General features: G+C 62.7%; 19 protein-coding genes and 2 pseudogenes. 17 read left to right on the top strand and 4 right to left on the bottom strand.

The genetic code is table 11. From position 1 onward, the window contains the following. Positions 1-18: 18 nt before the first annotated feature. From SB771_RS21155 to SB771_RS21130, 6 genes are all read left to right on the top strand, one after another. Positions 19-663 (top strand): response regulator transcription factor, encoded by a 645-nt coding sequence (locus SB771_RS21155; protein WP_410721202.1) that lies wholly within the window; start codon positions 19-21, stop codon positions 661-663. Positions 664-890: 227 nt separating this feature from the next. Next, positions 891-1,274: a response regulator gene (locus SB771_RS21150; RefSeq protein ID WP_175661127.1), complete on the top strand. Its 384-nt coding sequence runs from the start codon at positions 891-893 to the stop codon at positions 1,272-1,274. Positions 1,275-1,408: 134 nt separating this feature from the next. Further along, positions 1,409-2,539, top strand: a complete 1,131-nt coding sequence (locus SB771_RS21145; protein ID WP_175661128.1) for a sensor histidine kinase — start codon at positions 1,409-1,411, stop codon at positions 2,537-2,539. A 378-nt stretch (positions 2,540-2,917) separates the two neighbouring features. Next, positions 2,918-3,766, top strand: a complete 849-nt coding sequence (locus SB771_RS21140; protein ID WP_175661129.1) for an SDR family NAD(P)-dependent oxidoreductase — start codon at positions 2,918-2,920, stop codon at positions 3,764-3,766. 22 nt (positions 3,767-3,788) lie between these two features. Then, positions 3,789-4,211 (top strand): DUF3331 domain-containing protein, encoded by a 423-nt coding sequence (locus tag SB771_RS21135; RefSeq protein WP_175661130.1) that lies wholly within the window; start codon positions 3,789-3,791, stop codon positions 4,209-4,211. Between the two features lie 185 nt (positions 4,212-4,396). Beyond that, positions 4,397-5,590 carry an MFS transporter gene (locus SB771_RS21130; RefSeq protein ID WP_175661131.1) on the top strand — a complete coding sequence of 398 codons (1,194 nt, stop codon included), beginning with the start codon at positions 4,397-4,399 and terminating at the stop codon, positions 5,588-5,590. Positions 5,591-5,682: 92 nt separating this feature from the next. Here the strand turns inward: SB771_RS21130 and SB771_RS21125 are convergent, their stop codons facing one another. Further along, positions 5,683-6,936: a condensation domain-containing protein gene (locus SB771_RS21125; protein WP_175661132.1), complete on the bottom strand. Its 1,254-nt coding sequence runs from the start codon at positions 6,934-6,936 to the stop codon at positions 5,683-5,685. 92 nt (positions 6,937-7,028) lie between these two features. Continuing rightward, the gene (locus tag SB771_RS21120; protein WP_175661133.1) at positions 7,029-7,475 is read right to left on the bottom strand and encodes a cupin domain-containing protein; all 447 of its coding nucleotides are present in this window, start codon (positions 7,473-7,475) and stop codon (positions 7,029-7,031) included. A 325-nt stretch (positions 7,476-7,800) separates the two neighbouring features. Between SB771_RS21120 and SB771_RS21115 the strand changes: the two genes are divergently transcribed. The 5 genes from SB771_RS21115 (at position 7,801) to SB771_RS21095 (ending at position 11,077) form a co-directional block, all read left to right on the top strand. Further along, the gene (locus SB771_RS21115; RefSeq protein WP_175661134.1) at positions 7,801-8,046 is read left to right on the top strand and encodes a DUF4148 domain-containing protein; all 246 of its coding nucleotides are present in this window, start codon (positions 7,801-7,803) and stop codon (positions 8,044-8,046) included. 46 nt (positions 8,047-8,092) lie between these two features. After that, positions 8,093-8,509, top strand: coding sequence for an organic hydroperoxide resistance protein (locus SB771_RS21110; protein WP_012372778.1), 417 nt, complete (start codon positions 8,093-8,095; stop codon positions 8,507-8,509). A gap of 57 nt (positions 8,510-8,566) precedes the next feature. Continuing rightward, positions 8,567-9,412, top strand: a complete 846-nt coding sequence (locus SB771_RS21105) for a CPBP family intramembrane glutamic endopeptidase (protein ID WP_175661135.1) — start codon at positions 8,567-8,569, stop codon at positions 9,410-9,412. Positions 9,413-9,614: 202 nt separating this feature from the next. Beyond that, on the top strand, positions 9,615-10,163 hold the full coding sequence (locus SB771_RS21100) for an RNA polymerase sigma factor (RefSeq protein ID WP_012372776.1): 549 nt from the start codon (positions 9,615-9,617) through the stop codon (positions 10,161-10,163). After that, the gene (locus SB771_RS21095; protein ID WP_175661136.1) at positions 10,160-11,077 is read left to right on the top strand and encodes a zf-HC2 domain-containing protein; all 918 of its coding nucleotides are present in this window, start codon (positions 10,160-10,162) and stop codon (positions 11,075-11,077) included. The genes SB771_RS21100 and SB771_RS21095 overlap by 4 nt, the downstream gene beginning before the upstream one ends. A 259-nt stretch (positions 11,078-11,336) precedes the next feature. On the opposite strand, the gene SB771_RS21090 is transcribed toward SB771_RS21095, so the two are convergent. Beyond that, positions 11,337-12,242, bottom strand: a complete 906-nt coding sequence (locus tag SB771_RS21090) for a ketopantoate reductase family protein (RefSeq protein ID WP_175661137.1) — start codon at positions 12,240-12,242, stop codon at positions 11,337-11,339. Positions 12,243-12,477: 235 nt separating this feature from the next. Between SB771_RS21090 and SB771_RS21085 the strand changes: the two genes are divergently transcribed. Beyond that, the gene (locus SB771_RS21085; RefSeq protein WP_175661138.1) at positions 12,478-13,770 is read left to right on the top strand and encodes an MFS transporter; all 1,293 of its coding nucleotides are present in this window, start codon (positions 12,478-12,480) and stop codon (positions 13,768-13,770) included. 381 nt (positions 13,771-14,151) lie between these two features. Then, positions 14,152-14,622 (top strand): hypothetical protein, encoded by a 471-nt coding sequence (locus tag SB771_RS21080; RefSeq protein WP_175661139.1) that lies wholly within the window; start codon positions 14,152-14,154, stop codon positions 14,620-14,622. Between the two features lie 42 nt (positions 14,623-14,664). On the opposite strand, the pseudogene SB771_RS21075 reads toward SB771_RS21080, so the two are convergent. Next, positions 14,665-15,028, bottom strand: a pseudogene (locus SB771_RS21075) (H-NS family nucleoid-associated regulatory protein). Positions 15,029-15,065: 37 nt separating this feature from the next. On the opposite strand from SB771_RS21075, the pseudogene SB771_RS21070 reads away from it, so the two are divergent. The 4 genes and pseudogenes from SB771_RS21070 to SB771_RS21055 all read left to right on the top strand — a co-directional run. Beyond that, positions 15,066-15,241: pseudogene (locus SB771_RS21070) on the top strand (integrase); the annotation flags it as partial. Positions 15,242-15,732: 491 nt separating this feature from the next. Further along, on the top strand, positions 15,733-17,469 hold the full coding sequence (locus tag SB771_RS21065; protein WP_175661140.1) for a hypothetical protein: 1,737 nt from the start codon (positions 15,733-15,735) through the stop codon (positions 17,467-17,469). A gap of 134 nt (positions 17,470-17,603) precedes the next feature. Beyond that, complete coding sequence (locus tag SB771_RS21060) at positions 17,604-18,896, top strand: hypothetical protein (protein WP_175661141.1); 1,293 nt, start codon at positions 17,604-17,606, stop codon at positions 18,894-18,896. A gap of 246 nt (positions 18,897-19,142) precedes the next feature. Next, a complete protein-coding gene (locus tag SB771_RS21055; protein WP_175661142.1) occupies positions 19,143-23,534 on the top strand; it encodes a molybdopterin cofactor-binding domain-containing protein in 4,392 nt (1,463 codons plus the stop codon). Positions 23,535-23,630 lie beyond the last annotated feature (96 nt).

The following is a 23,630-nucleotide window of genomic DNA, read 5'->3' as shown; positions in this document are numbered from 1 at the left end:
TCGATGCCGGAAACCAGAATGCCCCACGCGACACCTGATCGACACAGCCGCACCGTCTACGTCGTCGATGACGACGAATTCGTGCGCGCCGCGCTGATCAGCCTGCTGCGATCGATCGACCTGGAGGTTCGCGCCTTTGCGTCGACGGAAGAGTTTCTCGCGGCACCGAAGGGCGCGGGACCGTCGTGCCTCGTGCTGGACGTCAGGCTGCGCGGGCAGAGCGGCATCGCGTTTCAGACGTCGCTGGCGGAGAGCGGCGGCCCGCAGATGCCGATCATTTTCATCACGGCGCACGGCGATATCGCGATGACGGTGAAGGCGATGAAAGCCGGCGCGATGGATTTCCTGACGAAACCGTTCCGCGACCAGGACATGATCGATGCGGTGATTGCGGCGCTCGAGCGCGACGCGAAACGGCTGCAGGACGATCACTCGCTGCTCGATCTGCGCGCGTGTTGGGAATCGCTGACGCCGCGCGAATGCGAGGTGCTGCAACACGTCGCGACGGGCCTGATGAACAAGCAGGTCGCGGGCAACATGGGCATCGCGGAGATCACGGCCAAGATTCATCGTAGCCAGGCGATGCGAAAAATGAAGTGCCGCTCGGTGGCCGAACTGGTGCGCAAGATGACTGCGCTCGGCATCAACGTGCCGTCGCGCTAGCGGCGGCGCGGGCGCGAAACGCGTCGGCGCGGTGCACCGCGCGCCCGGCTTGGGAAAGCCCGAGCGTCACTCGTTTACCCGCATCCTTCATCGACCGGCCCAGGCACGCGCGCCGGGCCTACCCATACGTAGGTATGATGGCGATGCCGTGGCGTGACGGTATGCTGGCAACTTGGGTAACAGTGCTCGGGACGGGCCCGGTCCGTCCCCCTCGTCATTAAGCAGGGATGCCTTTTTCACTCTCAGCCTCCGATCTCGTGTCCATTGTCGACGACGATCCTTTCGTGCGCGCCGCCGCGGGAAGTTTCGTGCGTTCGCTGGGCGGAGAGGCGCGCGAATTCGCGTCGGGGCCGGCATTCCTGGCGTCCGACGTGGTGTCGCGCACGAGCTGCCTGATCTGCGACCTCCAGATGCCCGACATGGATGGCCTCGAAGTGCTGGCCCGGATGGAAGCGCGCGGGCTGCGCATTCCTACGGTGCTGGTCACGGCGTTCGTCAGCGCTCGCACGTCCGAGCGAGCGCGGGCCAGCACCGCGCTGTGCCTGCTCGAGAAACCGATCGACGCACAGGAGCTCGAAGGCTGGCTCGCCCGTGCGCTCGGATACGGCTGATCGCTGGCCCGCGCGCAACGGCAACCTAAACCTTCGTAGGGGGTAGATGGCCGCTTGTTTGATGGTGCGAACCCCCGCACGCATGTTTTCATGTTCCCTGTACCGTCCGCCGCGACGGCGACAGGAGAACGAAGATGGCCAACATTCCTACCTTATCGTCCGGAGCCTGGTTCGAGGCTCGGCTCACGCGCTCCATACGCAACTTCAGCCGCGCATGCCGCGAGCATGCACGCGGTCTCGTCGCGTGTCCGGCCCGACTGTTCGTCGTCGCTGGCGTGCTGTTCGTGGCGGCGGCGCTGTACGACGCTCGCGACCTGCTCGCGCATGCCTTGCTTCCCGCCGTCGACCGCGATCTTCTGATGGCGAGCGTGACGTGCGCGATGCTCGCGCTGATGGCGGCGGTGCTGTGGCTGCGTGCGCTGCGACTGGACGCGGCAATCCGGCAACTCGCCGCGGCACTCGAGGACCATGGACTGGAAGAGCTGCCTCGTTCGCTGGTCGAGCGCGGCACGCCGTCGATCGCGCGACTGGCCGCCGCGATCAACGGCGCGCATCACCAGCATGCGGATCGCGTGACGGAACTGCTGCATGTGCTCGCGGCCTATGCGCATGATCTGCGCACGCCGCTGACGCGCGTGATGCTGCGTAGCGGCATGCTGGAAGATCGCACGTTGCGCGATGCGATGGAGCGCGACCTTGCCGAGATGGGCGAGCTGATCAACGCGAGCCTTGCCTGCGCACGGCTTCAGTGCAGCGTGGCGGAGCCGCCGCGCAGCGTCGACGTGGATGAGTTGCTCGGCTCGCTGGTCGACAACTATCGCGACGCGGGTCTTGCCGTCGCGCTGGACGGGCGGCTGGACTGTCCGCTCGTGACGTTTCCGCATGCATTGCGGCGCGTGCTCGTCAACCTGATCGACAACGCGCTGCGTTACGGCCGCGATGTCCGCCTGTGCGTTCGCGTCGATGCCCGGCGCGTGATGCTTGCGGTGGTGGATTCGGGGCCGGGCATCGTGCCGGCGGAGATGGAGGCGGTGTTCACGCCGTGGTACCGGGCGCCGCAGACAGCGGCGCGTGCGCCGGGTTCCGGATTGGGGCTTGCGATCGCACGGCGGCTGACGCAAGCGATGCAGGGCGAGCTGCAGCTGAATAATCGCAGCACCGGCGGCCTCGAAGCGCGCGTGACGTTGCCGCTCGCTGCCACTGCCGGACACGATGCCGCGTGCGAGCCGGCACGCGCCTGTCGTTGCGGACGCTATCTTTCCTGACGCACGCAGCGGTCGTCCGCTCGCCGCGAATCTCGACGCGTGCGCGATGCTGGCCGATGTTCCGCGAGCGTCCGATTTCATATAGCCGCTCAACAACGCGCACGAAATCGTGTCGTTCTACATATGACTGGTTATGTGAAGGCCACTCATCAACTGCGCGACGTTCTTCGTGACAATTGCGCGATCACCGCGTCGTACTCACGGTATCGCCAGATACATTCCGATACGCGATGGACATACGCGAGATACATGGCGGGCTCCCAATGACGCATGACGTCGGGTTCGGCGAGTCCGCGATCCCGCGGACGCACGGCGAACACCCGTTTCCACGACATGTGCGGGACCGGACGTCGATCGCAATTGACCGGGAGTACGACAATGCATGACAGCAAGGTTTGGTTCATCACGGGCTGCTCCGGCGGCCTGGGTCTTCAGCTTGCCGAGGCGGTGCTTTCCGCCGGCCACAAACTGGCGGCAACGGCGAGGGACGTGACGCGTCTGTCCAGCCTGACGGACGCATATGGCGACCGGATTCTGGCGATCCCGCTGGACATCACCGATCCGGACGCGGCGCGCGGCGCCGTCAGCCTGGCGGTCGAGCAATTCGGCCGTCTCGACGTGCTGGTGAACAACGCGGGCTACGCCGATCTGGCGTCGATCGAAGACATCACCGACCAGGCGCTGCACGAGCAGATCGAGGTCAACTTCTTCGGCGTGTGCAATGTCACGCGTGCGGCACTGCCGTTCATGCGGCGGCAACGGGCTGGCCACATCATTCAGATCTCGTCGGTGGGCGGAAGAGTCGGCGGCCCCGGGCTCGCCGCCTATCAGGCAGCCAAATGGGCGGTGGGCGGTTTCTCAGAAGTGCTGGCGAAGGAGGTCCGCGATTTCGGCATCCAGGTCACGATCGTCGAGCCGGGATCGATGCGGACCCGGTGGGCGGGTTCATCGATGACCATTCCGCCGATCAGCGACGCGTACAAGCCGATCATCGAACCGGTAGCGGCACGCTTGCGCAGCATCGACGGCGCGCAACCCGGCGATCCCGCGCGGATTGCACGGGCGCTGCTCGGCATCGCCGGATCGCCGACAGCGCCTTTGCGATTGCTGATGGGCAGCGACGCGGTCGCGGTAGCCGGCGCGGCGGCAAGGTTCCGTGCCGAGGAGGACGCACAATGGCGCGAATTGAGCGAATCGGTTTCGTTTCCGCCGGCGCAGGCCGAATGAAGCCGGCTGCCGGAGACCGCCGATGACCACGCCGTCCGAAGACAATATCGTCGCGCGGGTGCTGCTGAATGTGCTCGATCCGTCCGCCGAGCAGCTCCACGCGTGCACGAAGAAGTGGGCCGTCGGCCACCGGCCGCGCCGTGCAAGCGCGGGCTCGCGCATGGCGCGGCGGCCCGTCAACGTCGTGATCGTGAGGCGCATCTCGGCCAGCGCGATCAGCGTTTCGTGGAGCGACGCGTGCCTGGGCAAGTCTACCGAGCAGATCTGGAGCCGGGGTTTTGCCGACGGCGCGGCGATATGTGCACTGAGCGGGCGTTGCATCGGCCGCGGCGACCCGGTGTTTCGCCCTCACGCGGGTGAGGCGCGCGTTCCGGTCAGTCGGGAGCTCACGATCCTCGCCGCCACCGTCGCGCAGCGTCCCGATCTGTCGCTCGCCGATACCTGAGCGCGTTGCGCGCACGCGTGGGGACGTGGGCTGTCGTCTGCGCCTATACGAACGTATGCGGCGCATCATCGGAACAGTTCATTTCGTCGATTGCGGATTGTGCGGATCATGTTGCGATGGCCTGGGGGCGGCGAGCTTGTCGCGCCGCCGCCGGAATCGACCGGAATCTTGAAACAAGGGGAAGCATGATGGCCGATCCACGCACGATGTCGCCGCGCGTCGCCGCGTTCGTGCTGCTCGGCGCGCTGCTGACTGCATGCGGCTACGGCGCGACATTTCTGCTGTCGATGCATTTCCGTGTGGCAGGCGGCAGCGACATCGACACGGGAGCCGCACTGGCCGAAGCGATGATCGGTGCGCTGCTCGGCCTGCCGCTGGTCGCGTGGTGCGCGCACCGGATCGGCGCCGCGCGGGCGACCGCGCTGGCGGCGCTGGTTGTCGGCGCGGGCGTCGTCGGCTTCGCGCTGATCGCGCGCACCGGCTCGCTGAGCGTCGTACCCGGCTTGCTGGTCGGCATCGGTTGGGGCGGCTTCTGCCTCGCGGCGCCGATGATGATCGCGGAGCGCACGGCGGATATCGAACGTGAGCGCTGGTTCCTGCGGTTCGGGTCGTTTCAGATGGCCGGCGTCGGCGGCGGTCCGGCCGTTGCGGCACTCGCGATTCGCAATTGGCACTGGACGACGGGCGCGGTGTTCTGCACGGTCGGCGCGCTGTGCGCGACGGCCGCGGTGATGCTGGAATGTTTCGGCCGCCTGTCGCCTGCGTCGCACGCCGTTGCGCCGCCGGTGCGGGATCGGTGGGTTCGCGAGATGGGCGCGATCGTCCGCACGCCTGCGATCTATCCGATCGCGATCATCGCGCTCGGCTCGAGCGTCTTCTCGGGGCTGATGACGTTCCAGATGTCGATGGCGCAGGGCCCCGGCGTGAAGGCCGGAACGTTTTTCGGTCTGTATTCCGCCACGGTGGTCGTCATCCGCGGGCTGCTCGGCGCGGTCGTGATTCAGATCCGCGTCAGCGCGACGACGCAGATCCTGCTCGGCTTCATGATCCTGAGCGTCGCCGTGACGTTCGCCGTGCCGCACAACGCACTGCTTCATTCGGCCAGCGCCGTGCTGCTCGGCACCGGGTATGGCCTCGTCTATCCGATCGTGCAGGCGCAGGCCGTCAACAGTGCCGACGCGCGGCATCGGCACGCGGTACTGACGTGGTTCGTGGCGTCGTATTTCGTCGGCGCATTCGGGTTCCCCGCGCTCGGCAGCATGGTGCTGGTCAGCATGGGCAAGACGATGCTGTTGATACTGATCGCCGCATGCGGCCTCGCGGCGCTGCTTCTGTCGATCGTCGAGCACCGCAAGCGGGTATTGCCGGTGGCGTGCTGAACGCACGCGCCGGCGTTCCGGAATCCGTCTGCCGCTGCGACGCGCGACGATGGTCGGCGTCGCGCGCATATGAGGCGAGCAGCCTCCGACGGTCAGCTCACGGCTTCCTCGAGAATCGCGCGAACTTCCTCGAGCAGTCCGCGTATCGCGCCATGACTCGTATGCGTGAGACGTAGCACGCCATCGATCGTGCACGCGCCGATGATCTGGTCGTCGGCGAAGCCCGACGTCACGATGGGGCCCCACAGCGCGTTGAGCGACACGCCTTCGTACGCGGAAGCAATCGGCTGATTGCCCAGATTCGACACCATGACGTCGAACGCGAGCACGGCCGATAGAAACCCGGCCGCATGCTCGACGCTCGGCCGCGCGGACATCACGGCATCCAGTGCCTTCAGTTCCGCCGCCACGCTCGCGCGCGCTTGTGACGGTGCAAGATCCTGTTTGATCTTGCGGGCGGCGGTCCATAGATCCGTACCGCGCGGGTGATCGTCGATCGTGATGGTCTGCGTGATGTAGACGCCGGCGGCGACACACGCGTCGTCGGAGAGACCGCGCAGGTCGATCGGCGTGACGGTCCTCAACGCGCGTTCGGTCCACGCGCGGGACAGACGCCGGCCGGCTTCGTGAACGGCCGCGGCAATCGCGCCGTGCACGGTGGTTTGCTCGGCACGTGCGCGGACCACGAGCCGGCGGGTGACGTCGGCGGAAAGCGCAAGGGCGTCGACATGCGGCGCTTGCGCGGCGTCCGGACGAAATGGCTTGGGCGCGGGCGCCGGCGACGGAGGCGGCAAGACGGCCGCGTGGCTCAGATCGGTATCGAGCACGGTCTCCAGCGACGGCACCAGCGGCAACGGCGCCAGTCGCTCGCCCGACAGGACGCTCAACAGATCCTCGATCAGCGATGCACTGCCCATGCCGTCGATCACGGAATGATGTGCGACCAGGATCAGCGTCGAGCTGCATTCGCCTTGCAGCAAGGTCGCGCGCAGCAGGGGCGCCGCGGACCCGACGAAGCGCGTGGCGATTTCGCGGGCCGCTTCCGCCTGCCACGCAGTCGGGTCTTGCTCGAGCACGCGCAACGGCACCGTGGCGTCAGTCACGCGATAGAAGCCTGAATGCTGTTGCGCGTCGATGGCGATACAGGTCGATAGCAGCGGATGCCGGTGCTGCAGCGCCTGAAACGCCGCGTGCCATGCGTCCGTCGCAAAGCGCCGGTCGATCTCGGCGACCATCGCGAAGTGCGTCGGCCGATTCTGGTCGAGCAGCCAGAACAGGTGTTCCGTGCTCCCGAGCGCTCGCACGAGCCGCTGATTGTCCTCGATTTCCTGCGATTGATTGCGCACCGCTTGACTCCCGAAGTGATGGTCTGCCTCAACAGAACAATCGAGGAGGGTGCGCTATTCCGCCATGGCCGAATTGCTCGACATGTGCCGGACTATTTTTTCCTGTCGTCGGGGTTGTAGGTCACATAGAGCTTCGTATAGCCGGGCGTATCGAAATGTCCGGTCCATCCCTTCGGAAGCGTGACGGCCTCGCCGGTCTTCACGAGCATCACCGAACCGTCCGAGGACGTGAGCTTCACGCTGCCTGCAAGAAAGTACAGGAACTCGTTGTACGGCAGCCCGTGCGGCCCCTTGATTTCCTCATGCGACGGCCCGGATCGATACACGCCGGTCTGGTAAGCGTTGTCGGTCGACGTGAACGTCGCGACGTCCGCGTTCGTTTCGCCGCCTTCGTCTTTTTTCACGGCATCGGCGCGATTGAATATCGCACCGGCAAGGTCGGACCTCGACGCCTTGATCGGCTTGATCGTTTCGGCGTGCGCGTCGACCGCAGTCATGACGCTGAACAGCAGCAGCGCTGCGAGGGCGTATCTGGACATCGGCTATCTCTCCGTTGGTTTTTTCGTGGCAGCGACGTGAAGGGTGAACGCGCTGTCGTGGCGCCATTTTGTCGGAAAAACCCGCCTTCGTTTGGCGATCGATCGAAAACGAGACGGCAGTTTTGTTTCTCAATGTGTATGAAACCGGTCTGGATACATGGCCTTGCAAAAGCCATTTGTCGAGACACACGTCAGATACGTCGTCTGGATTTAATGCGTCTCATGGATCGAATCCGATCAGGGCGCTCGAGACGGCTTCGCGAGATCAGCGACCGCCGAGCGCCCCGACAGATTCGCGACAGCCGAATTTATCAAGGAGAACGACATGAAAGTAAAGACGATCGCTTTGGTTTTCGCGGCGTGCGCCGCCGTTGCAGCCACCACTTCCGCTTTTGCAAGCAGCTCCGTCGACACGAGCATCAACGACCAGACCGTCGGGCAAGCGAGCCAATGGGCGCCGGGCGTCAAGGCACCGAAGGGCAAGACGCGCGCCCAGGTTCGCGCGGAACTGGTGCAGGCAGAGAAGGACGGCCAGCTCGCGGCGCTCGAACAGCTCTACCGCGGCAGTTGATCGCCGGCCTCGCCATTCACCCACCCTGTTCAACACGGTACCGACCATGAACCACGAAACGAAAATTCTGTACACCGGCGAGGTTCGCACCACCGGCGGGCGCGACGGCGCCGCGCACAGCGCGGATGGCCGCCTGGACGTGAAGCTCTCCGCGCCCGGCTCGGCCGCGCCCGGCACGAATCCCGAGCAGCTGCTGGCCGCGGGCTGGTCGGCGTGCTTCATCGGCGCGATGGGCCTGGCCGCGCAAAAGCTGAAGGTTTCGCTGCCGCGCGACACGCATGTCGATGCGCAGATCGATCTGGCCACGAACGACGGCGCGTACTTCCTGCAAGCACGGCTGAACGTCAGCGTGCCGGGCGTCGATGCCGATGTCGCGCAGGCGCTGGTCGATGCGGCGCACCAGACGTGTCCGTATTCGAAGGCGACGCGCGGCAACATCGACGTGGTCGTCACGGTGGCCTGATACGCGTGCGGCGCTCGACGCGATCGATGCGCTATTGGCAACTCTCCGGAACGTGCAATGACCGCATTGACGTGGTGTGCGATTTTTCTTGCCGCACTGACGGCGATCTCGAGGCTGCCGCGCGGGCTCACGCTGAGCCTGCTCGCCATCGGCTATGCGATCGCGTTCGCGTCGCGGCAGTTGCAGCCGATCGCGCTCGTGCCGATCGCGCTGCTGGTCGGCACCGGCGTGCTGTTGCAGCGGAATCTGCCGTTCGCCGGCAAGGTCGTGTGCAACGTCGTCTTCTGCGTCATTGCGGTTGGACTGTTTCAGCACTGGCTGCCGGGTTTCGACAATCTCAGGGTGATTCATGCGGCACGCCTGACGCCGGATGCGGCGCCCTACACGATGTATCTGAACTTCGACAAGCCGCTGATCGCGTTCTGGCTGGTGTTGGCCTACCCGTGGGTTCTGCCGGAGAAGCCGCTGTCGACACGGGTGATCGCGGCGATCGCCGCGTGCGCGGCGACATCGGTGGTCTGCTTCTCGATCGCGTGGTGGGCCGGTTTGATTGCGTGGGCGCCGAAGTGGCCGCATTTCGCATGGCTGTGGGTGCTCGACAACCTGCTGCTGGTCGCGTTCGCGGAAGAAGCGTTTTTCCGCGGCTATGTCCAGGCGGGCGCGACGCGGTTGATGCGTGCGCAACCGAATGCCGGCTCGCTGGCGCTTGTCGCGGGCGCCTTGCTGTTCGGGCTTGCTCACTATCAGGGTGGCGCATGGCTGGTTCTGCTGGCCGGCCTGTCCGGCATCGGTTACGGGCTCGCCTATCGCGCGGGCGGTTTGCAATCGGCCGTGCTCGCGCACTTCGGCGTCAATCTGGTGCAGTTCGGGTTGCTGACCTATCCATTCATCGCCCGGGCCTGAGCGAACGCGCGCTCTGGCACGAGGACCTGTGATCCGGCAGTTCGGGCAATACGCGACGGCGGATGGAATATCTGCGCCGTCCAGCTGTTTACGTGCACTGCAGGGGTGTTGCCCGCTTAATTTCGCCTAAACCCATGGATACACGTCAGATACTGCAGTTCGTCAACGTCGGCTTGGTTGCACCGCGGGAGGATCGACGTAGATGACCGCAGCCGAACTGTCCGCCATGCTCCCCGCGATGCTGCCGCGTCTCTGGACCTTCGCGCTGCGAATCTCCGGCGACCGGCACGACGCCGAGGATCTCGTGCAGGGCGCGTGCGTCCGTGCGCTCGAACGCGCGCATCAGCTACGACCGGGAACCGCGCCGCTCAGCTGGATGTTCTCGATCGTGCAATCCACCTGGCTCAACGAACTCCGCGCACGCAGCGTGCGTCGGCGCTCGGGCATGGACTGGGACGACGACCTGCTCGAAACCATCGCCGATCCCACCGCGCCGACCCTGGAGCAGCAGGCGCTCGATGCGCAGATCGTCAGGGCGGTGCAGCGGCTGCCCGAAGCGCAGCGCGTGGTGATGTTGCTGGTCGCGGTGGAAGGGCTCAGCTATGGCGAAGCGGCCGAGGCGCTCGGCGTACCCATCGGGACGATCATGAGCCGGCTTTCGCGTGCCCGTCAGACGATCGGCGCCCTGTTCAGCGATGGAAAGGAACGACCCATGAAGGGCGCAGCGAAGAGTGAGGATCAGGGGGCATGAAAATGGACGACATCCTGCTCATGGCATACGTGGATGGCGAACTCACGTCGCACGAGCGAGAGGAAGTCGACAGGGCGATCGACTCGTCGGCCGATATCGCCAGGCGGGTTGCCCTGTTCGAAGCATCGGTGTTGCCCTATCAGTATGCGTTCCAGCGCCAGGAATGGCCGCCGCTGCCGCAGAGCCTGATCAGCAAGGTCGCTGAAATCGCGCGGGCGTATACCGGGCCTTCGACTCCGTCCGCGGCCGGCGGCGTGCGTCGCGCGGATGCATCGGCGCCGGCGTCGCGGCCCGACGCGCACGCGCCGTCGTCCGCGCCGGTTCGCTCGCGCGTTCGCACGATGATGCCGTGGCTCGCTGCCGCGTTCGTCGCGGGCGCGTTCTGCTGCGGCGCCGTCCTGCACTTCGTGCCGCGTGACGCGCTGATGACCGCGCGGACGCAGATATCCCCGTGGATCATGGCGGCCGTGAACTATCAGCGGCTCTATACACGCGACACCGTTGCCTTCGATTCGTCGAATCTGGCGGCCGCCGCGCATATGGTTGAAAACATTCGCCGCGACGACGGGCTGCGGATCCGCATTCCGGACCTGCGCTCGGTCGGGCTGACCTTCAAGCGCATACAGCGGCTGAATTTCAATCACAAGCCGCTGGTGCAGATCGTCTATCTGCCCGAAAAAGGCTTGCCCGTGGCGCTGTGCGTGATGAAGGACGAACGGCCCGACACGGCGCTCGCCCGACAACAGGTCGGCAGCATGGAGGTCGTGACGTGGCGCCGTGCCAGTGTCACCTATGCGCTGATCGCCGCGCCCGGCGACACCGATCTCGGCGCGATCGGCAAGCGGATCGCCGACAACGGCATGGAAGAAGTGCTCGGTGAGCTGCAGCAGGCCGGCCCGGCGATCGCGAGCTGAGCGTTCGCGACGGCGACACCGTGCGCGCGTCGCGGCCGGCATGCCGATGCGTCACGGGCACCGCGGTGACGCCGATAGATGGCTTCTGTCGCCATCGGGCGCCGGCGTCGCTTCCGCCACCACGGGCGGATTCGGCGACGCGGCTGCGCTGTTGGCGAAGGCGACGGTGTATCCAATCTCTCGCGATATGCTGAATGTGTTCGTTCGCCTCGGTCGACCTGACTGCCTGCCCCGGTCGACCGCGCGCGATCGTCGCCCGTCACGCGCGCGCCGCGGCCTTGGCTTCCAGCATCTTCACGAGCAGATGGAGTGTCCGATTGACCGGCGTGCCGATGCGGGCGGCCAGACCGCGCCGAACGACCGCGCCGTTCAGATGGTCGATTTCGCCGGGCTTGCCGCGCGCCAGATCCTGCGCTGTCGACGAATACTGGCCCGGAGGAATCGTCGCTTCGATGTGCGCGACGATATCGGCCGGCTCGTCGTCGACATGCACGCCTTCGGCCGCGGCGACGGCGATGCATTCGGCGACGATCGCGCACATCGTTTCGCGCAACGCATCGCGATGCGGCATCTCGCCCAGCGGCAGGTGCACGATCGCGGAAATCGCGTTGTATGCGCAATTGAGCATGAACTTGCGCCAGAGTACCGCGCGCACGTCGTCGGCGATCCGGGTGGGAATGTCCGCTGCGCGCAGTACTTGTGCGAGCCGTTCGCTGGACGGCGACGCTTCGATCGCGAGATCGCCGCGGCCATGGTGGAGCAGATGCCCGGGGCCGGCCATCTCGCTCGCCACGTAGACGGCCGCGCAAATGACCGGCTGCGTGATCTCCGCCCGCAACAGCGCCGCGTTGTCGACGCCATTTTGCAGGCTGATCACGATGGCGTCCGGCGCCAGCACATGACGCAACCCGCGCGCGGCCTCGGCGGTATCGCCCGCTTTCACGCAGACGAAGACCACGTCGGCCGAACCGGCCGCGGCGATGTCGGTCGACGCATGGGCGGACACGCACGTGTCGAACGTGCGCGTCTGAATGCGCAGGCCGTGGTCGCGGATCGCGTCGACATGCAGCGGACGGCCAATGAACCCGACCTCGTGGCCGTGCAGCGCCAGCATGCCGCCGAAGTAGCAGCCGACCGCGCCGGCGCCGAGGACTGCAAACCGCATGATGTCTCCGAGGGAATCAATGAACATGGTATGCGCGAACCAGCCGCATGGGTGAAACAGGCACGTCGGCCCGTCCATGCACGTCAAACACGCGAGACCGCCGGTTTATTCCCGGCACCGCCGTGACGCCGATAAATCGGATGCGCGACGGAATGACGCGAACGCGTCGCGTGTTCTCGTGGGGTGGCACGTCATCGGATCGGCATGCCGATCGGAAACCCAACCTCTTCCAGGAATGAATTCATTGAACGCGTCTCAGATTCCGCTTGCGCCGCCCCGTCCGCTGACAGGCAGCGACCACCGAACGCTGGTGCTCGCCGCGCTGGGCGGCGCACTAGAGTTTTACGACTTCGTGATTTACGTGTTTTTCGCGACGGTCATCGGTCAATTGTTCTTCCCGCAGTCGATTCCCGACTGGCTGCGCCAGGTGCAGACGTTCGGGGTTTTCGCGGCCGGCTATCTCGCGCGCCCCCTCGGCGGCGTGATCATGGCGCACTTCGGCGATCTCGTCGGCCGCAAGCGCATGTTCACGATGAGCGTGATGCTGATGGCACTGCCGACGTTGATGATGGGGTTGCTGCCGACTTACGCATCGATCGGCGTCGCCGCGCCCGTGCTGCTCCTGCTGTGCCGCGTGTTGCAAGGCGCGGCCGTGGGCGGCGAAGTGCCCGGCGCGTGGGTGTTCGTGTCCGAGCACGTGCCGCCGCGCCATGTCGGCTATGCATGCGGCCTGCTGACGGGCGGCCTCACGCTCGGCATCCTGCTCGGCTCGCTGATCGCGGCGGGGATCAACCAGCACTACTCGCATGCCGCCATCGGCGAGTATGCATGGCGGATTCCTTTCGTGGTCGGCGGATTGTTTGGAATCCTGTCCGCATTTCTGCGACGCTGGCTCCATGAAACGCCCGTGTTCATCGACATGAAGCGCAGCCGGGCGCTGACCCGCGAAGTGCCGTTGAAGGCGGTGCTGCGCGATCACGGCAGGGCCGTGCTGGTGTCGATGATGCTCACGTGGACGCTGACCGCCGCGATCGTCGTCGTGATCCTGATGACGCCGACGCTCGTCGCGAAGCGTTTTCATATCGAGCCGGCGCTTGCGCTGCAGGCCAATTCGGCCGCGACGCTCTGCCTGATCATCGGATGTGTCGTCGCCGGTACGGTGGCCGGCCGCATCGGCACCGCCCGCACGATCTTCTGCGGCTGCCTGCTGCTCGGCGCATCGTATTTTTTCATGCTCCGGCAGCTCGCCGTCGATCCGTCATTGCTGCTGCCGCTCTACGCGGTATCCGGTTTCTTCGTCGGCGCGGTGGCGGCGATCCCGGTCGCCATGGTCAACGCGTTTCCGCCGGTCGTGCGTTTTTCGGGGATCTCGTTCTCGTATAACGTCGCGTATGCGCTGTTCGGCGGTCTGACGCCGGTGTTCGTGTCCGTGATGCTGAAGTCGAACCCGCACGCGGCGGAGATTTATGTGGGCGCGCTGTGCATCGTCGGCGCGCTCGCAGGCTTCGCGTTGCGCCCGGCGCGCTAGGCGGGGGCTGACAAGGATGGCGATCCGGCCGCGCGTCGTGCGCATCGGCGGCCGGGCCGCACGTGTGTGCCAGCCGCGCCGCCGGTGCCGGCATCCGCGCGGCGAGGTTCCGGCCGAACGCGGGTCGGGGCGCTCACCGGGCGCATGGCAATCTCGGCGAAGCAATGTTTTGGGTTGCGAAGCACGTCGATCCGGTGTCGCGGTTTGCGTTGTATCGGCACGCGCTCGTGCTTACCTTTCTTATCGACCCGCTCGATACTTTTTTGAAGACGGGACACCCGAAGGTGGCCAGCGACCGCTGCGCGGCGGTCAGGTGGCGCATGAAGCGAAAATCAGTTCAATCAGCTCGCAAAAGCTCATGTTGACGTCCTGAACCGCGTCGTGAGCAACTACGGCAAGCTCACTGACGTCACGGACCTAATCAATAGCTATCAGGTTGCATGGCCTCAGAATATTTCCGACCTGTTTACCGAACCTGCAATGCGAGGCGCGGAGGTCGCGGTATGGCAAGGATTGCTTCCCGGGAGGTGGAAGCTCATCGACTACAATCCCTTCTTTATGAATGGAAACCGAGAGGAAGTCGTTGCGATGTTTATTAACGTCCCATGGGCCTATATGGCGAGCGGGGAAGATGCTACCGAATGGGCGACCAAAGGCGGCTGGGTGACTGCGAGAGTATTGGGCAAAGAAACTCCCGCCCTCGAGCATTTGGGTCGTGAAAGCGTCCATCGACTATTCGATATCTTAAAGGTCGATCGGGATAGTCTGTTCAACGGGAAAGATGGATGGAGCTTAACTGGTCTTCCTCCTACGGCTGCGGAAAACCCGGTGAGGGAAATCTTCGGTGACTAGATCGTAACCGCCCGCGAATCCAACTGTTGAACTGGGTGCCGGCTAAAAATCCTCGCCGGGCCACCAGGGCTTCGGCGCGCGGTCGACGAGATAGTCGTCAAGATTCTTGCCCTCAAGCCATTTCGGGCGAGGCCCGAACCCAGACCACCGCTTTCCCGACGATGGGTCGTAGTACTTCGTAGGGGCCCGGCTTTTGCGCGGTTTGCGGAAACCTGCTGCCGTTAGAGGCTCCTCTCCGGAGATAGCGTAGAGCGCGACCTGGTCGCGGATCGTATCCAAGGCCGCACGCTTCTCTCCTTGCGTCGACAAGTCGATCGTTCAGCTCATGCAACCGCGCCTGGAGGGTTTCGATTTCGAGGGGCAAAGTGGTCCGGAACTGCGTGAAAGTCCGAGGATAGTAGCTCATAAAGTCGGCCCGATGAAACACCGTATCGGAGCGGTAGCTGCGCCGTGCGAGTCGGCACCGTATGCGGCACACGCACGCCACGCGCTGGCGCGGGGCGCCGAGCTAATCACGGTGCGCGACAATCTGCGCCATGCTTCCATCTCGATGACGTCGACCTATCTGTCCAGCGACGAAGTGGAGCGAGCCCGCACGGGATTAGGCAATTATTTTTGAAAGGCGAAGATCGGCTGGGAAAATCACCTGTCAAAAATAACAGCTACATTTTTACCTTCATATCGAGTGGAATACAAACAAGAGCCGCCTGCAGTTTTTTACAAAAATCATTCAATCTGAAGCTCGCAACAACCTTCCACGGGGGATACATGGGGCGAGGATCTCCAGCACACGCGATTCGGGGGACAAGGAATCAACCTTGGCCCCCGTTCTTGATCGCGGTCGAATACCGGGCTTGCGCCACCTTCGCATATCCACGTGGGTGATGGACAGAAAATTCAGATGGTGAGCGCACCTGTGGTACGAATGAGAATTCGATATACGAGATTCTCGCGTTTACCCTCTATCCGTTAAGAAATGCGATGCATTGGTCGGGTCTCCCAACTCGGCCCCGCGCTGGCTGATTTTGGTGCGGCTCTGAAATAGGGCCGGCGACGTCGCAGTCGAAGGCGACGGTGGCTTCACGTGCCACCACCCAAAGGAGGGTAGGTATGTTCGATTTGCCGACTGGGCCGCGCACTCGTTTGACGCGTGCCGTTATGTTGACTGCCGGTCTGATGTTTTCGGCAGCCTTTCCCAGAATTGGAGCATGCGCATGTCCTGGAGCGACAAACGACAGGATTCCGATCGTTCCGGGCCCGGGTTTTCCTACCGACATCCCGGGAGGCGCATCTTGCGCATCGCTGACCGAGGCGGCGAAATTCGCGTGGCAGGAATTTATTGCCTTGAACTGGCCAGCGGTGGCTCGCATCGACAATAATCTGCCGCGCGATACGGCAGATCCGTCCCAGCTATTTGGCAAACCTGGGTATACAGGTCCACTTGTATGGCACACCTTTCGAGGGAAGGTCGAAATCTTCCCGGGCCAGGGCCAGCCTCCGGGATATAACTCGAATGGGGCGGACGACTACGGCTACGACGCGCGGCCGGCTTACAATTACAACCGTGCGATCGCCGCATACCATGGAATTTCCTATGGCCCGACGCCGTGGATCAACCTCGACGAGAATAGCCAGATTGGCTTGAACCAGATCTATGCCGGGGTTCTGTCGCCAAACGTGAAGGCAAAGGACGCCCAGATTCTGTTCATGGCCAAGGCCAACCGCAAGGAATACGCCTATGTCGCGGGGAACCAGTTGTTGGGTGGTGTCAGCGACAAAAGAGTGGCGGACATATTCAAAGCAACGGCGAAATACATCTCGGCTTACGGGAACGATCCGCTCCCGACCTGTAGCGGCTTGATCTGCTTGCCCTACGGCTCGGTCGAGATCAAGGCGGCCTGGCGACGATTGACTGCCTCCGAGCGAGCATCCGGCCGCTTCTATACAACCCGCGTCCGTTATTACGTGAAGGGCGACGGCACGGACACGAATACATACTATGTCGACGACGATTTCGGGCTGATTGGCTTGCATATCATTCAGAAAACATCATCGGCTCCATATTTCATCTACGCAACCTTCGAACAGACGGACAACATTCTTGATGCGGCGGGCAAGCCAGTCGAGGATGCGGATGGAAAATATATTGCCAACCCCATCCCGCCGACCCCGTTATATCCAAATATCGTCTCGAGAAACGCTCAGCCCGGGACTCCGCAGCAATTTTCCTATTTCCCTCCAAATTTCAGCTCCTCGCCAGGCGCTCGGCTGTACTACCAAAACACAACAGAAACCGGACTCGTAGATGGTGGTCCGATCATTGTTAACAGAAGAATCAATCAGATTCCGGACGAAATTATTGCTGTCAATAAAATTGCTCATGACGCAATTTCCACGTACTCGCAGAAGAATTTCGGTGCGAAGAATTCGGTATGGTCGTATTACAAGCTTGTCAATGTCCAAAGCAAACCGCTTGCTGGAAAAATTCCAGGTATCGATTACAGCGACAAGAATAGATCGATGCAATCAACGTATTACCAGTCCAATGGTGTGATTGAAACGGATTACAATCTTCAGAAGTTCAGTGGGACTTTTATCAATTTCGACAAAGACAGCTTTCGTATTACGGATTTTTCCGAGGGAACGAAGAATCAATTCAATAACGTGACGTACAACCACGACTCCGTAAACATGGGTGGGTGTATGGGGTGTCATGGCAATGCACAAAAAGCCGGAACCGGGTTCAGCTTTATTCTGTTGCACGGAAGTGTGCCGATGCCGGACCAGGCAGGCCAGCCTGTAACGAAGGAGCAGATTGCGCGATTCTCCAAATATTTCGCGAAGTGAGCTTGCTCTAACCAAAGATGAAATTTTAAGGCGTTTTTTCGATAACGGGATCATTCAGTCCGCGGCGCTTTGCAAGACTTGTATGCAGCGTTTTTTCTTCGAATCGAATGGTCGCGCCATGCGAAGGGGGGGGTGTGAATATACTCAGAGAGCGGCATCGCTATTTTCCGATAACCGTGCCGGCGTCGATTTTCCTTGGCTTCTGCTGTTTGGCGATCAACGTCGATGTGGTCAAAGGCGCAACTGATGCTGCGGTGCAAGCCTCAAGGAATTGCGACACACCCACGACGCCCTTTTGCGACGCGCTGATGGAACCCATTGCCGGGTGGACAGGACACGTTTTCAAGCTAGCCCAACAGTATCCGTCCACGGTTCCGAACGACGCTCAACCATGGCTCGCATTCGATCCGACTCGCGAGCCCGAGAGCTACCTCAAGGCCGCACTGACCTATTTCTACGAAGGGAACATTCGATCGAACGTCGAAGAAAGCTTCGACCCTTCGCTGAACAAGGTCCGCCAATGGTACAACGCGCCATGGCAGGACTATGGCGTCAACGGGCGTGAGTTCATCCACGGCCTTACGCGCGAACTGGAATCGCGGCCGGGCACGCTCGATCCGCATCAGACGAAGTCATGGAGCACCTACGCCGTTGGCTTTTACAACGCACCTGGTGGCATGACGATCGGGAAAGTGTGGGCGAATCACGGTCTTTTCAACGAAGGCTATGCCATGTTTCCCGAGGGAACGGTTTCCGCCAAGTTGCTTTTCACCACCGCGCCGGTGGAGCAGGTTCCGTATCTGGCGGGTGCGCCGGAATGGAACGCCTATGTCTACGTTGAAGACCCGACGATCTCGCTTCGACGCGAGGTGAAGAAGGTCCGATTGTTGCAGATCGATATAGCCGTGAAGGATAAGCGGGCGAAGGATACCGGCTGGGTGTTCGGGACGTATGTCTACGGTGGAGGGCCCGGGTCGAACCGTCGGGGCGCCGGCTGGTACAACGTGTCGGCGGTGGGTGTAATGTGGGGGAACGACCTTTTCGATCCGGCAACGAATCAACAGAGTCAGACGTGGTTGAATGGCAACGTGCACATGACCCATTACGGTCACCAAGGACGCCTGGACGGCCCCCTCGACGATCCGCAGTCATCGTGCATGTCCTGCCATTCGACCGCCGAATGGCCGCCGGCACAGCACATGACACCGCCGATCGGCTCGTCTCCCGATGAAACCGCGAAATGGTTTCGCAATATTCGGTCGGACACGCCGTTCGATCAGGGGCACACCTCACTCGATTATTCGCTCCAGCTCAATGTGGGGATGCAGAACTTCTTGCTCGCTCACCCCAATCTGTTCAAAACAGTGCCGCTGGATACGATCAAGAGATATCAAGCCCATCCGATCTCCCGTTCCGGAAACGATTGAGCGCGGGAGTCGATTCGATGGCTGGGCGCACGGGGCCAGGGCACAGCCGTCGCGCGCGAGTCACTGCTCCGGAACGCTACGGGCGGGAAATGCGCGGTGCCGTGTGCGTGACGGTTTGATGGCGTCATGAAGCGGTCCGGGATCCTTATCGAATCTCCCCGCATGTCGTTCCAGGCACGGGAGCGTGAAGTGTTGGTTATGGGCAAGCGTGGCACGGAGCAACCCCTTCAATAAAGGTCCAGCGCTATGAACCAGGCAGAGGAAGACGCAGGCTTGCTGTTTTACTTGAACGGACGACGCGTTCAACTTCTCGACGTGGATCCGACGGCTCTGCTGGTGGATTATCTGCGCTCGCCGGAAGTCGGCTTGACGGGAACGAAGATCGGCTGCAAACAAGGAGGTTGTGGCGCCTGCACGGTGCTGCTGTCGCGTTGGAACGGCGCCACGCAGGAAGTCGAGCATCGCTCGATCAATTCCTGCCTGCGTCCGCTGGCTGCGCTCGACGGCATGATGATCACGACCGTGGAAGGTTGCGGCAGCGTGAAATCGGGCTGCATTAGCGGCGTACAAAATGGACTGGCGACGAACAACGGTACACAGTGCGGCTACTGCACGCCGGGCTGGATCATGAACATGACGGCTGCCGTGGCGCAGAAGGGACCGAAGCCGGGCACCAAGGCCGAGATCGAGGCGCTCTTCGACGGGAATCTGTGCCGCTGCACCGGATATCGCCCAATCCTGTACGGATTCAAGAAGGAATTCGCGTCCGATTGGGACGTTGCCGTCGACGAGAGGGGCTGCATGGTCTGCGACGTGGACCCCGCCGAAAAGGTGGACAGCGTTGCGCCGGTCAACGTTGCGTTTCCCGATGAATTGAAGCGAGCGCCGCGCGCCGTGCATTTCGAGCGCGACGGATATGTCTGGTGCCGGCCGTCGACGCTCGCGGGCGTGACGAGCCTGCTGCGCGAATATACCGATCGGAGCCAAGTGCGTCTGGTTGGCGGTAACACGTCGGCCGGTGTGTATCCGCGCACCGTCGAAAACCCGCACGTCTTCATCGACATCGCTCATCTGCAGGAACTGTGCGACCTGCGCATGGACGAAGGTACGCTTCGCATCGGCGGTGGGGTGAGCTACGCAGATCTGCTCGAGTTTCTCGATGTGCTCGTCGCTGAAAGGAAATCCGCCGACGATCCGGCTGCCGTCGGGTTGGCGGCCCTGCAATACATGGCGCGGCGCACCGCCGGCACGATCGTGCGCAATGCGGCAACGCTCGCAGGCAACACCATGATGGTTGTTCGACACTGCGCGCAAGGCGTGCCCTTTCCATCCGACTGCTATACCGCGATGGGGGCGCTTGGCGCAAACGTAACCATCAGTAGCCCACAGCATCCGGAACCCCAACAAATCGATTTGCTCGAACTGCCCGAGCATTGGCAACGTTCACCAGATATGCAGGGCGGGTGCATCGTGCTGCACTACGAGCTGCGCATGACGCGGAAGGACGAGTTCGCGCAAACCTACAAGACCGCATTACGCGAAGTGAATGCCCATTCGATCGTGAACGGAGGGTTTCGTGTCCGGCTGGATGCCGACCATTGCGTGGCAGACGCGGTCATCGTGCTCGGCGGCATCGCGCCGAGCGCGACGCGTATGATTCGAACCGAGACGATCATGCGGGATCGGCGGTGGGATTCGAGCATGCTCGCCGCCGCGTTGACGGAGCTCAGCCGCGAGATCGGCAGCCTGATGGAATGTTACGCGCCGCATTTCGCGAAGCTGCCCGACGAAGGATTCAGCCCCGAATACAAGCGGCAGCTCGCGCAATCCTTTGTCTACAAGTTCTTCATCGAAGTCTGCGAATGGCGTGGTCTGCCCGTTCCGCCGGACGTGCAGTCGGGCGGCTGTCGGCCGGTTCGTCCTGTTTCGAAGGGGACGCAAGCCTACGTCGATTATCCGGACGAGTATCCCGTCAACATTCCTTACGCCAAGATCGAGTCCTTTCTGCAATCCACCGGCGAAGCACAATATACGCAAGACATCGCGTTGCCGCAGACCGGATTCAACGGAGCGCCGGTACAGAGCACCGTCGCCAAGGGGTCGTCGGTATACAGCGTGCCGGATGTTTCGGGGCCTGCAACGCCGCAGGAAGTGCTCGTTGCGCTCAAGAAAATCTATCCATCGGTGGTCGACTATGTCACTGCCGTCGACGTGCCCGGGGCGGTTTTCGGCGGCATGGCGAACGACGATCCGGTGTTCGCGGTGAGCGTGCCGGACGCTGCCTGCGACCACGGGAAATTGCCGAGCGCTTACGACCCGCGGGCGCCCCTGTACCTGACTGGGTTCGGACAGTGCATCGGCCTGGTTCTCGCGGCAGACGAACGGACCGCGCAGGAGGCCGCCGAGTACCTGCAGCAGCATTTTTGCGCGTTCACTGCCGAACGGCCGATCATCGAATTACCGAACACGGACGCGCAACGCAACCAGTTGGTCTATCCCGACCAGCCCGCCAGCGCGCCGTGGTACAGCCATATCTGGAAGATCACGCGCGCCGGCACATCGCTCGACTGGGTACCGCAGCGCGCTCCCGCTCAACCTGATCTGATCCAGCCCGTACTGACTCGCGGGATCGCGCTATCGAGCGCCCATCATGGAAAGGTCAGTTGCACGCGAGTCTCCGGTAGCCAGCGGGCCGGGGGGCAGATTCATTTCTACATGGAAACGCAGTCTTGCTACGTGGAACCGCTCGAGGATCGGCAAGTGCGTGCCCATGCGTCCACGCAGGACGCGAACGCCATTCAGGGCGGTATTGCACGCGTGCTCGGGCTCTCTCTGAATAAGGTGGATGTGCGGGTACGCCGAATCGGCGGCGGGTATGGCGGTAAATGCGGGCAATCGGTGTTCGCGGCAAGCATGGCCGCGGTCGCAGCGTGGAAGCTGGGCCGGCCGGTACGCGTGGCCATGTCGCGCCAGGTTGACTCGGCGATGTTCGGTCACCGCCATCCGGTACTCGGCAACTACCATGTCGCGATCGGCGATGCGTCCGATCCTCGGACGCACGGAAAGCTGTTCGGTTATCAGGCGGACTACTGGCTCGACGGTGGACGTACCTACGATTGCAGCCTGGTCGTCAGCGACTGCCTCGCGCTGCGTAGCGACTCGGCGTATTTCATTCCAAACTGGAACTGCGTCGCCGACGTGTGCCGGACCGACAAGACGAGCAATACGTCCATGCGCACCATGGGCATGATCCAGGCGGCGATCATCGTCGAAGATGCGATTGAAGGTGCCGCGCACGGCGTCGGCCTGATCGGTGAGGAAGTGCGGGCGAGGAATCTGTATCGCCAGGGCCAGGCCACTCCGTATGGCGAGCCTCTCGATTCCTGCTACATGAAGGAAGTCTGGGACTACGCGATGGAAAAATCCGGATTTGCCGCCCGTGAAAAAAACGTCAGCGAGTTCAACGCCCAAAACCGCTGGCGTAAGCGGGGCATTTCCTTGATCCCCGTGAAATATGGTTCAGGCTTCAACCTCACGATGCTCGAACAGGGCGGCGCGTTGATCGAAGTCTATGAGCAGGACGGATCCATCCTCGTTCGGCACGGGGGCATCGAAATGGGGCAGGGCCTGAATACAAAGATTGCCCAGATCGTGGCCGTCGGACTGAATGTTCCGATCGGTACGATTCGCGTCGCAGAAAACGACACGGCGGTGGTTCCCAATCCGCAAGGCACTGGCGCTTCCACTGGTACGTCGTTCAATGGGGGCGCTGCGCAGAAGGCCTGTCACGAACTTCGCGAGCGCCTGGAGAAATTTTGCCTCGAACTTCGCGAGACGAACGGCGAGCAATGGTGCCGCGACAACAACGTCAATTTCTGGGATTACCCGGAAGGCTGGCGCGCAACGATACCGAACCATTCCGGCAAGACGCTGTGGCAATGCATCGTTTCGCTTGCATACAGTGCGCGCCTGAATCTCTCGGCGCAAGCGCGTATCCAGGTGCGCGGCGGCGAAAGCCCGGACTCTGGCCTCGAATTCAAACTGGTGAATGGAAAACCGGCTTCTGAACCTGTCGACTATTTCAACGGCTACACCTACAGTGCGGCCTGTACCGAGGTGGAGATCGATGTATTGACTGGCGAGGTGACGATTCTGCGTTCCGACGTCGTCTACGACGCTGGTCGGAGTCTCAATCCCGCCGTCGACATCGGGCAGGTCGAGGGCGGGTTCGTACAAGGACTTGGCTATGCTATCAGTGAGGAACTGACGTACCAGCCCGTTGATTCGACCACGATGCCGCAACCAGGTCAGCCGGCTCCGGGCGCGCTTTATACGGTCAATACGTGGGAATATAAACCCCCTGCAGCTCAAAGCATTCCGCAGGAAATGAACATCATGATGTTCCCGCGCGAACTCGCGGCGAGCGCACCGCCGGACAAGGGCGACCTCATGTCGTCGAAGGAAATGGGAGAGCCGCCGATGACGCTGGCCGTAACGGCGTTCTTCGCGATCAAGAAGGCGATCATGGCCGCGCGCAAGGACCGGGGGTACGATGAATGGTTCAGTCTGGACGCACCTGCAAACGCGCAGCGTGTACGTGACGCGTGTCTCGTGGCGGAGGGAAATCTGACGGTATAGGTGCAGAGGAGCCAGGGACTTGTCGGCGACGTGACATCGCCGGCAAGTCCCTGGTCCTGCGCTCCGAGGGCAACCGCCCCCCGGAGCGCAACGGTT

The sequence above is a fragment of the Burkholderia sp. SIMBA_051 genome (assembly GCF_046534915.1).
GTDB classification, from domain to species: domain Bacteria; phylum Pseudomonadota; class Gammaproteobacteria; order Burkholderiales; family Burkholderiaceae; genus Burkholderia; species Burkholderia ambifaria.
The sequence above is the reverse complement of the archived record's forward strand: the minus strand, read 5'-3'. Positions and strand labels throughout refer to the sequence as shown.

Coding starts and splice junctions, on each gene's coding strand:
- SB771_RS21155 (WP_410721202.1), top strand. CDS start 19: ATGCCCCACGCGACACCTGATCGACACAGCCGCACCGTCTACGTCGTC.
- SB771_RS21150 (WP_175661127.1), top strand. CDS start 891: ATGCCTTTTTCACTCTCAGCCTCCGATCTCGTGTCCATTGTCGACGAC.
- SB771_RS21145 (WP_175661128.1), top strand. CDS start 1,409: ATGGCCAACATTCCTACCTTATCGTCCGGAGCCTGGTTCGAGGCTCGG.
- SB771_RS21140 (WP_175661129.1), top strand. CDS start 2,918: ATGCATGACAGCAAGGTTTGGTTCATCACGGGCTGCTCCGGCGGCCTG.
- SB771_RS21135 (WP_175661130.1), top strand. CDS start 3,789: ATGACCACGCCGTCCGAAGACAATATCGTCGCGCGGGTGCTGCTGAAT.
- SB771_RS21130 (WP_175661131.1), top strand. CDS start 4,397: ATGATGGCCGATCCACGCACGATGTCGCCGCGCGTCGCCGCGTTCGTG.
- SB771_RS21120 (WP_175661133.1), bottom strand. CDS start 7,475: ATGTCCAGATACGCCCTCGCAGCGCTGCTGCTGTTCAGCGTCATGACT.
- SB771_RS21115 (WP_175661134.1), top strand. CDS start 7,801: ATGAAAGTAAAGACGATCGCTTTGGTTTTCGCGGCGTGCGCCGCCGTT.
- SB771_RS21110 (WP_012372778.1), top strand. CDS start 8,093: ATGAACCACGAAACGAAAATTCTGTACACCGGCGAGGTTCGCACCACC.
- SB771_RS21105 (WP_175661135.1), top strand. CDS start 8,567: ATGACCGCATTGACGTGGTGTGCGATTTTTCTTGCCGCACTGACGGCG.
- SB771_RS21100 (WP_012372776.1), top strand. CDS start 9,615: ATGACCGCAGCCGAACTGTCCGCCATGCTCCCCGCGATGCTGCCGCGT.
- SB771_RS21095 (WP_175661136.1), top strand. CDS start 10,160: ATGAAAATGGACGACATCCTGCTCATGGCATACGTGGATGGCGAACTC.
- SB771_RS21090 (WP_175661137.1), bottom strand. CDS start 12,242: ATGCGGTTTGCAGTCCTCGGCGCCGGCGCGGTCGGCTGCTACTTCGGC.
- SB771_RS21085 (WP_175661138.1), top strand. CDS start 12,478: ATGAATTCATTGAACGCGTCTCAGATTCCGCTTGCGCCGCCCCGTCCG.
- SB771_RS21065 (WP_175661140.1), top strand. CDS start 15,733: ATGTTCGATTTGCCGACTGGGCCGCGCACTCGTTTGACGCGTGCCGTT.
- SB771_RS21055 (WP_175661142.1), top strand. CDS start 19,143: ATGAACCAGGCAGAGGAAGACGCAGGCTTGCTGTTTTACTTGAACGGA.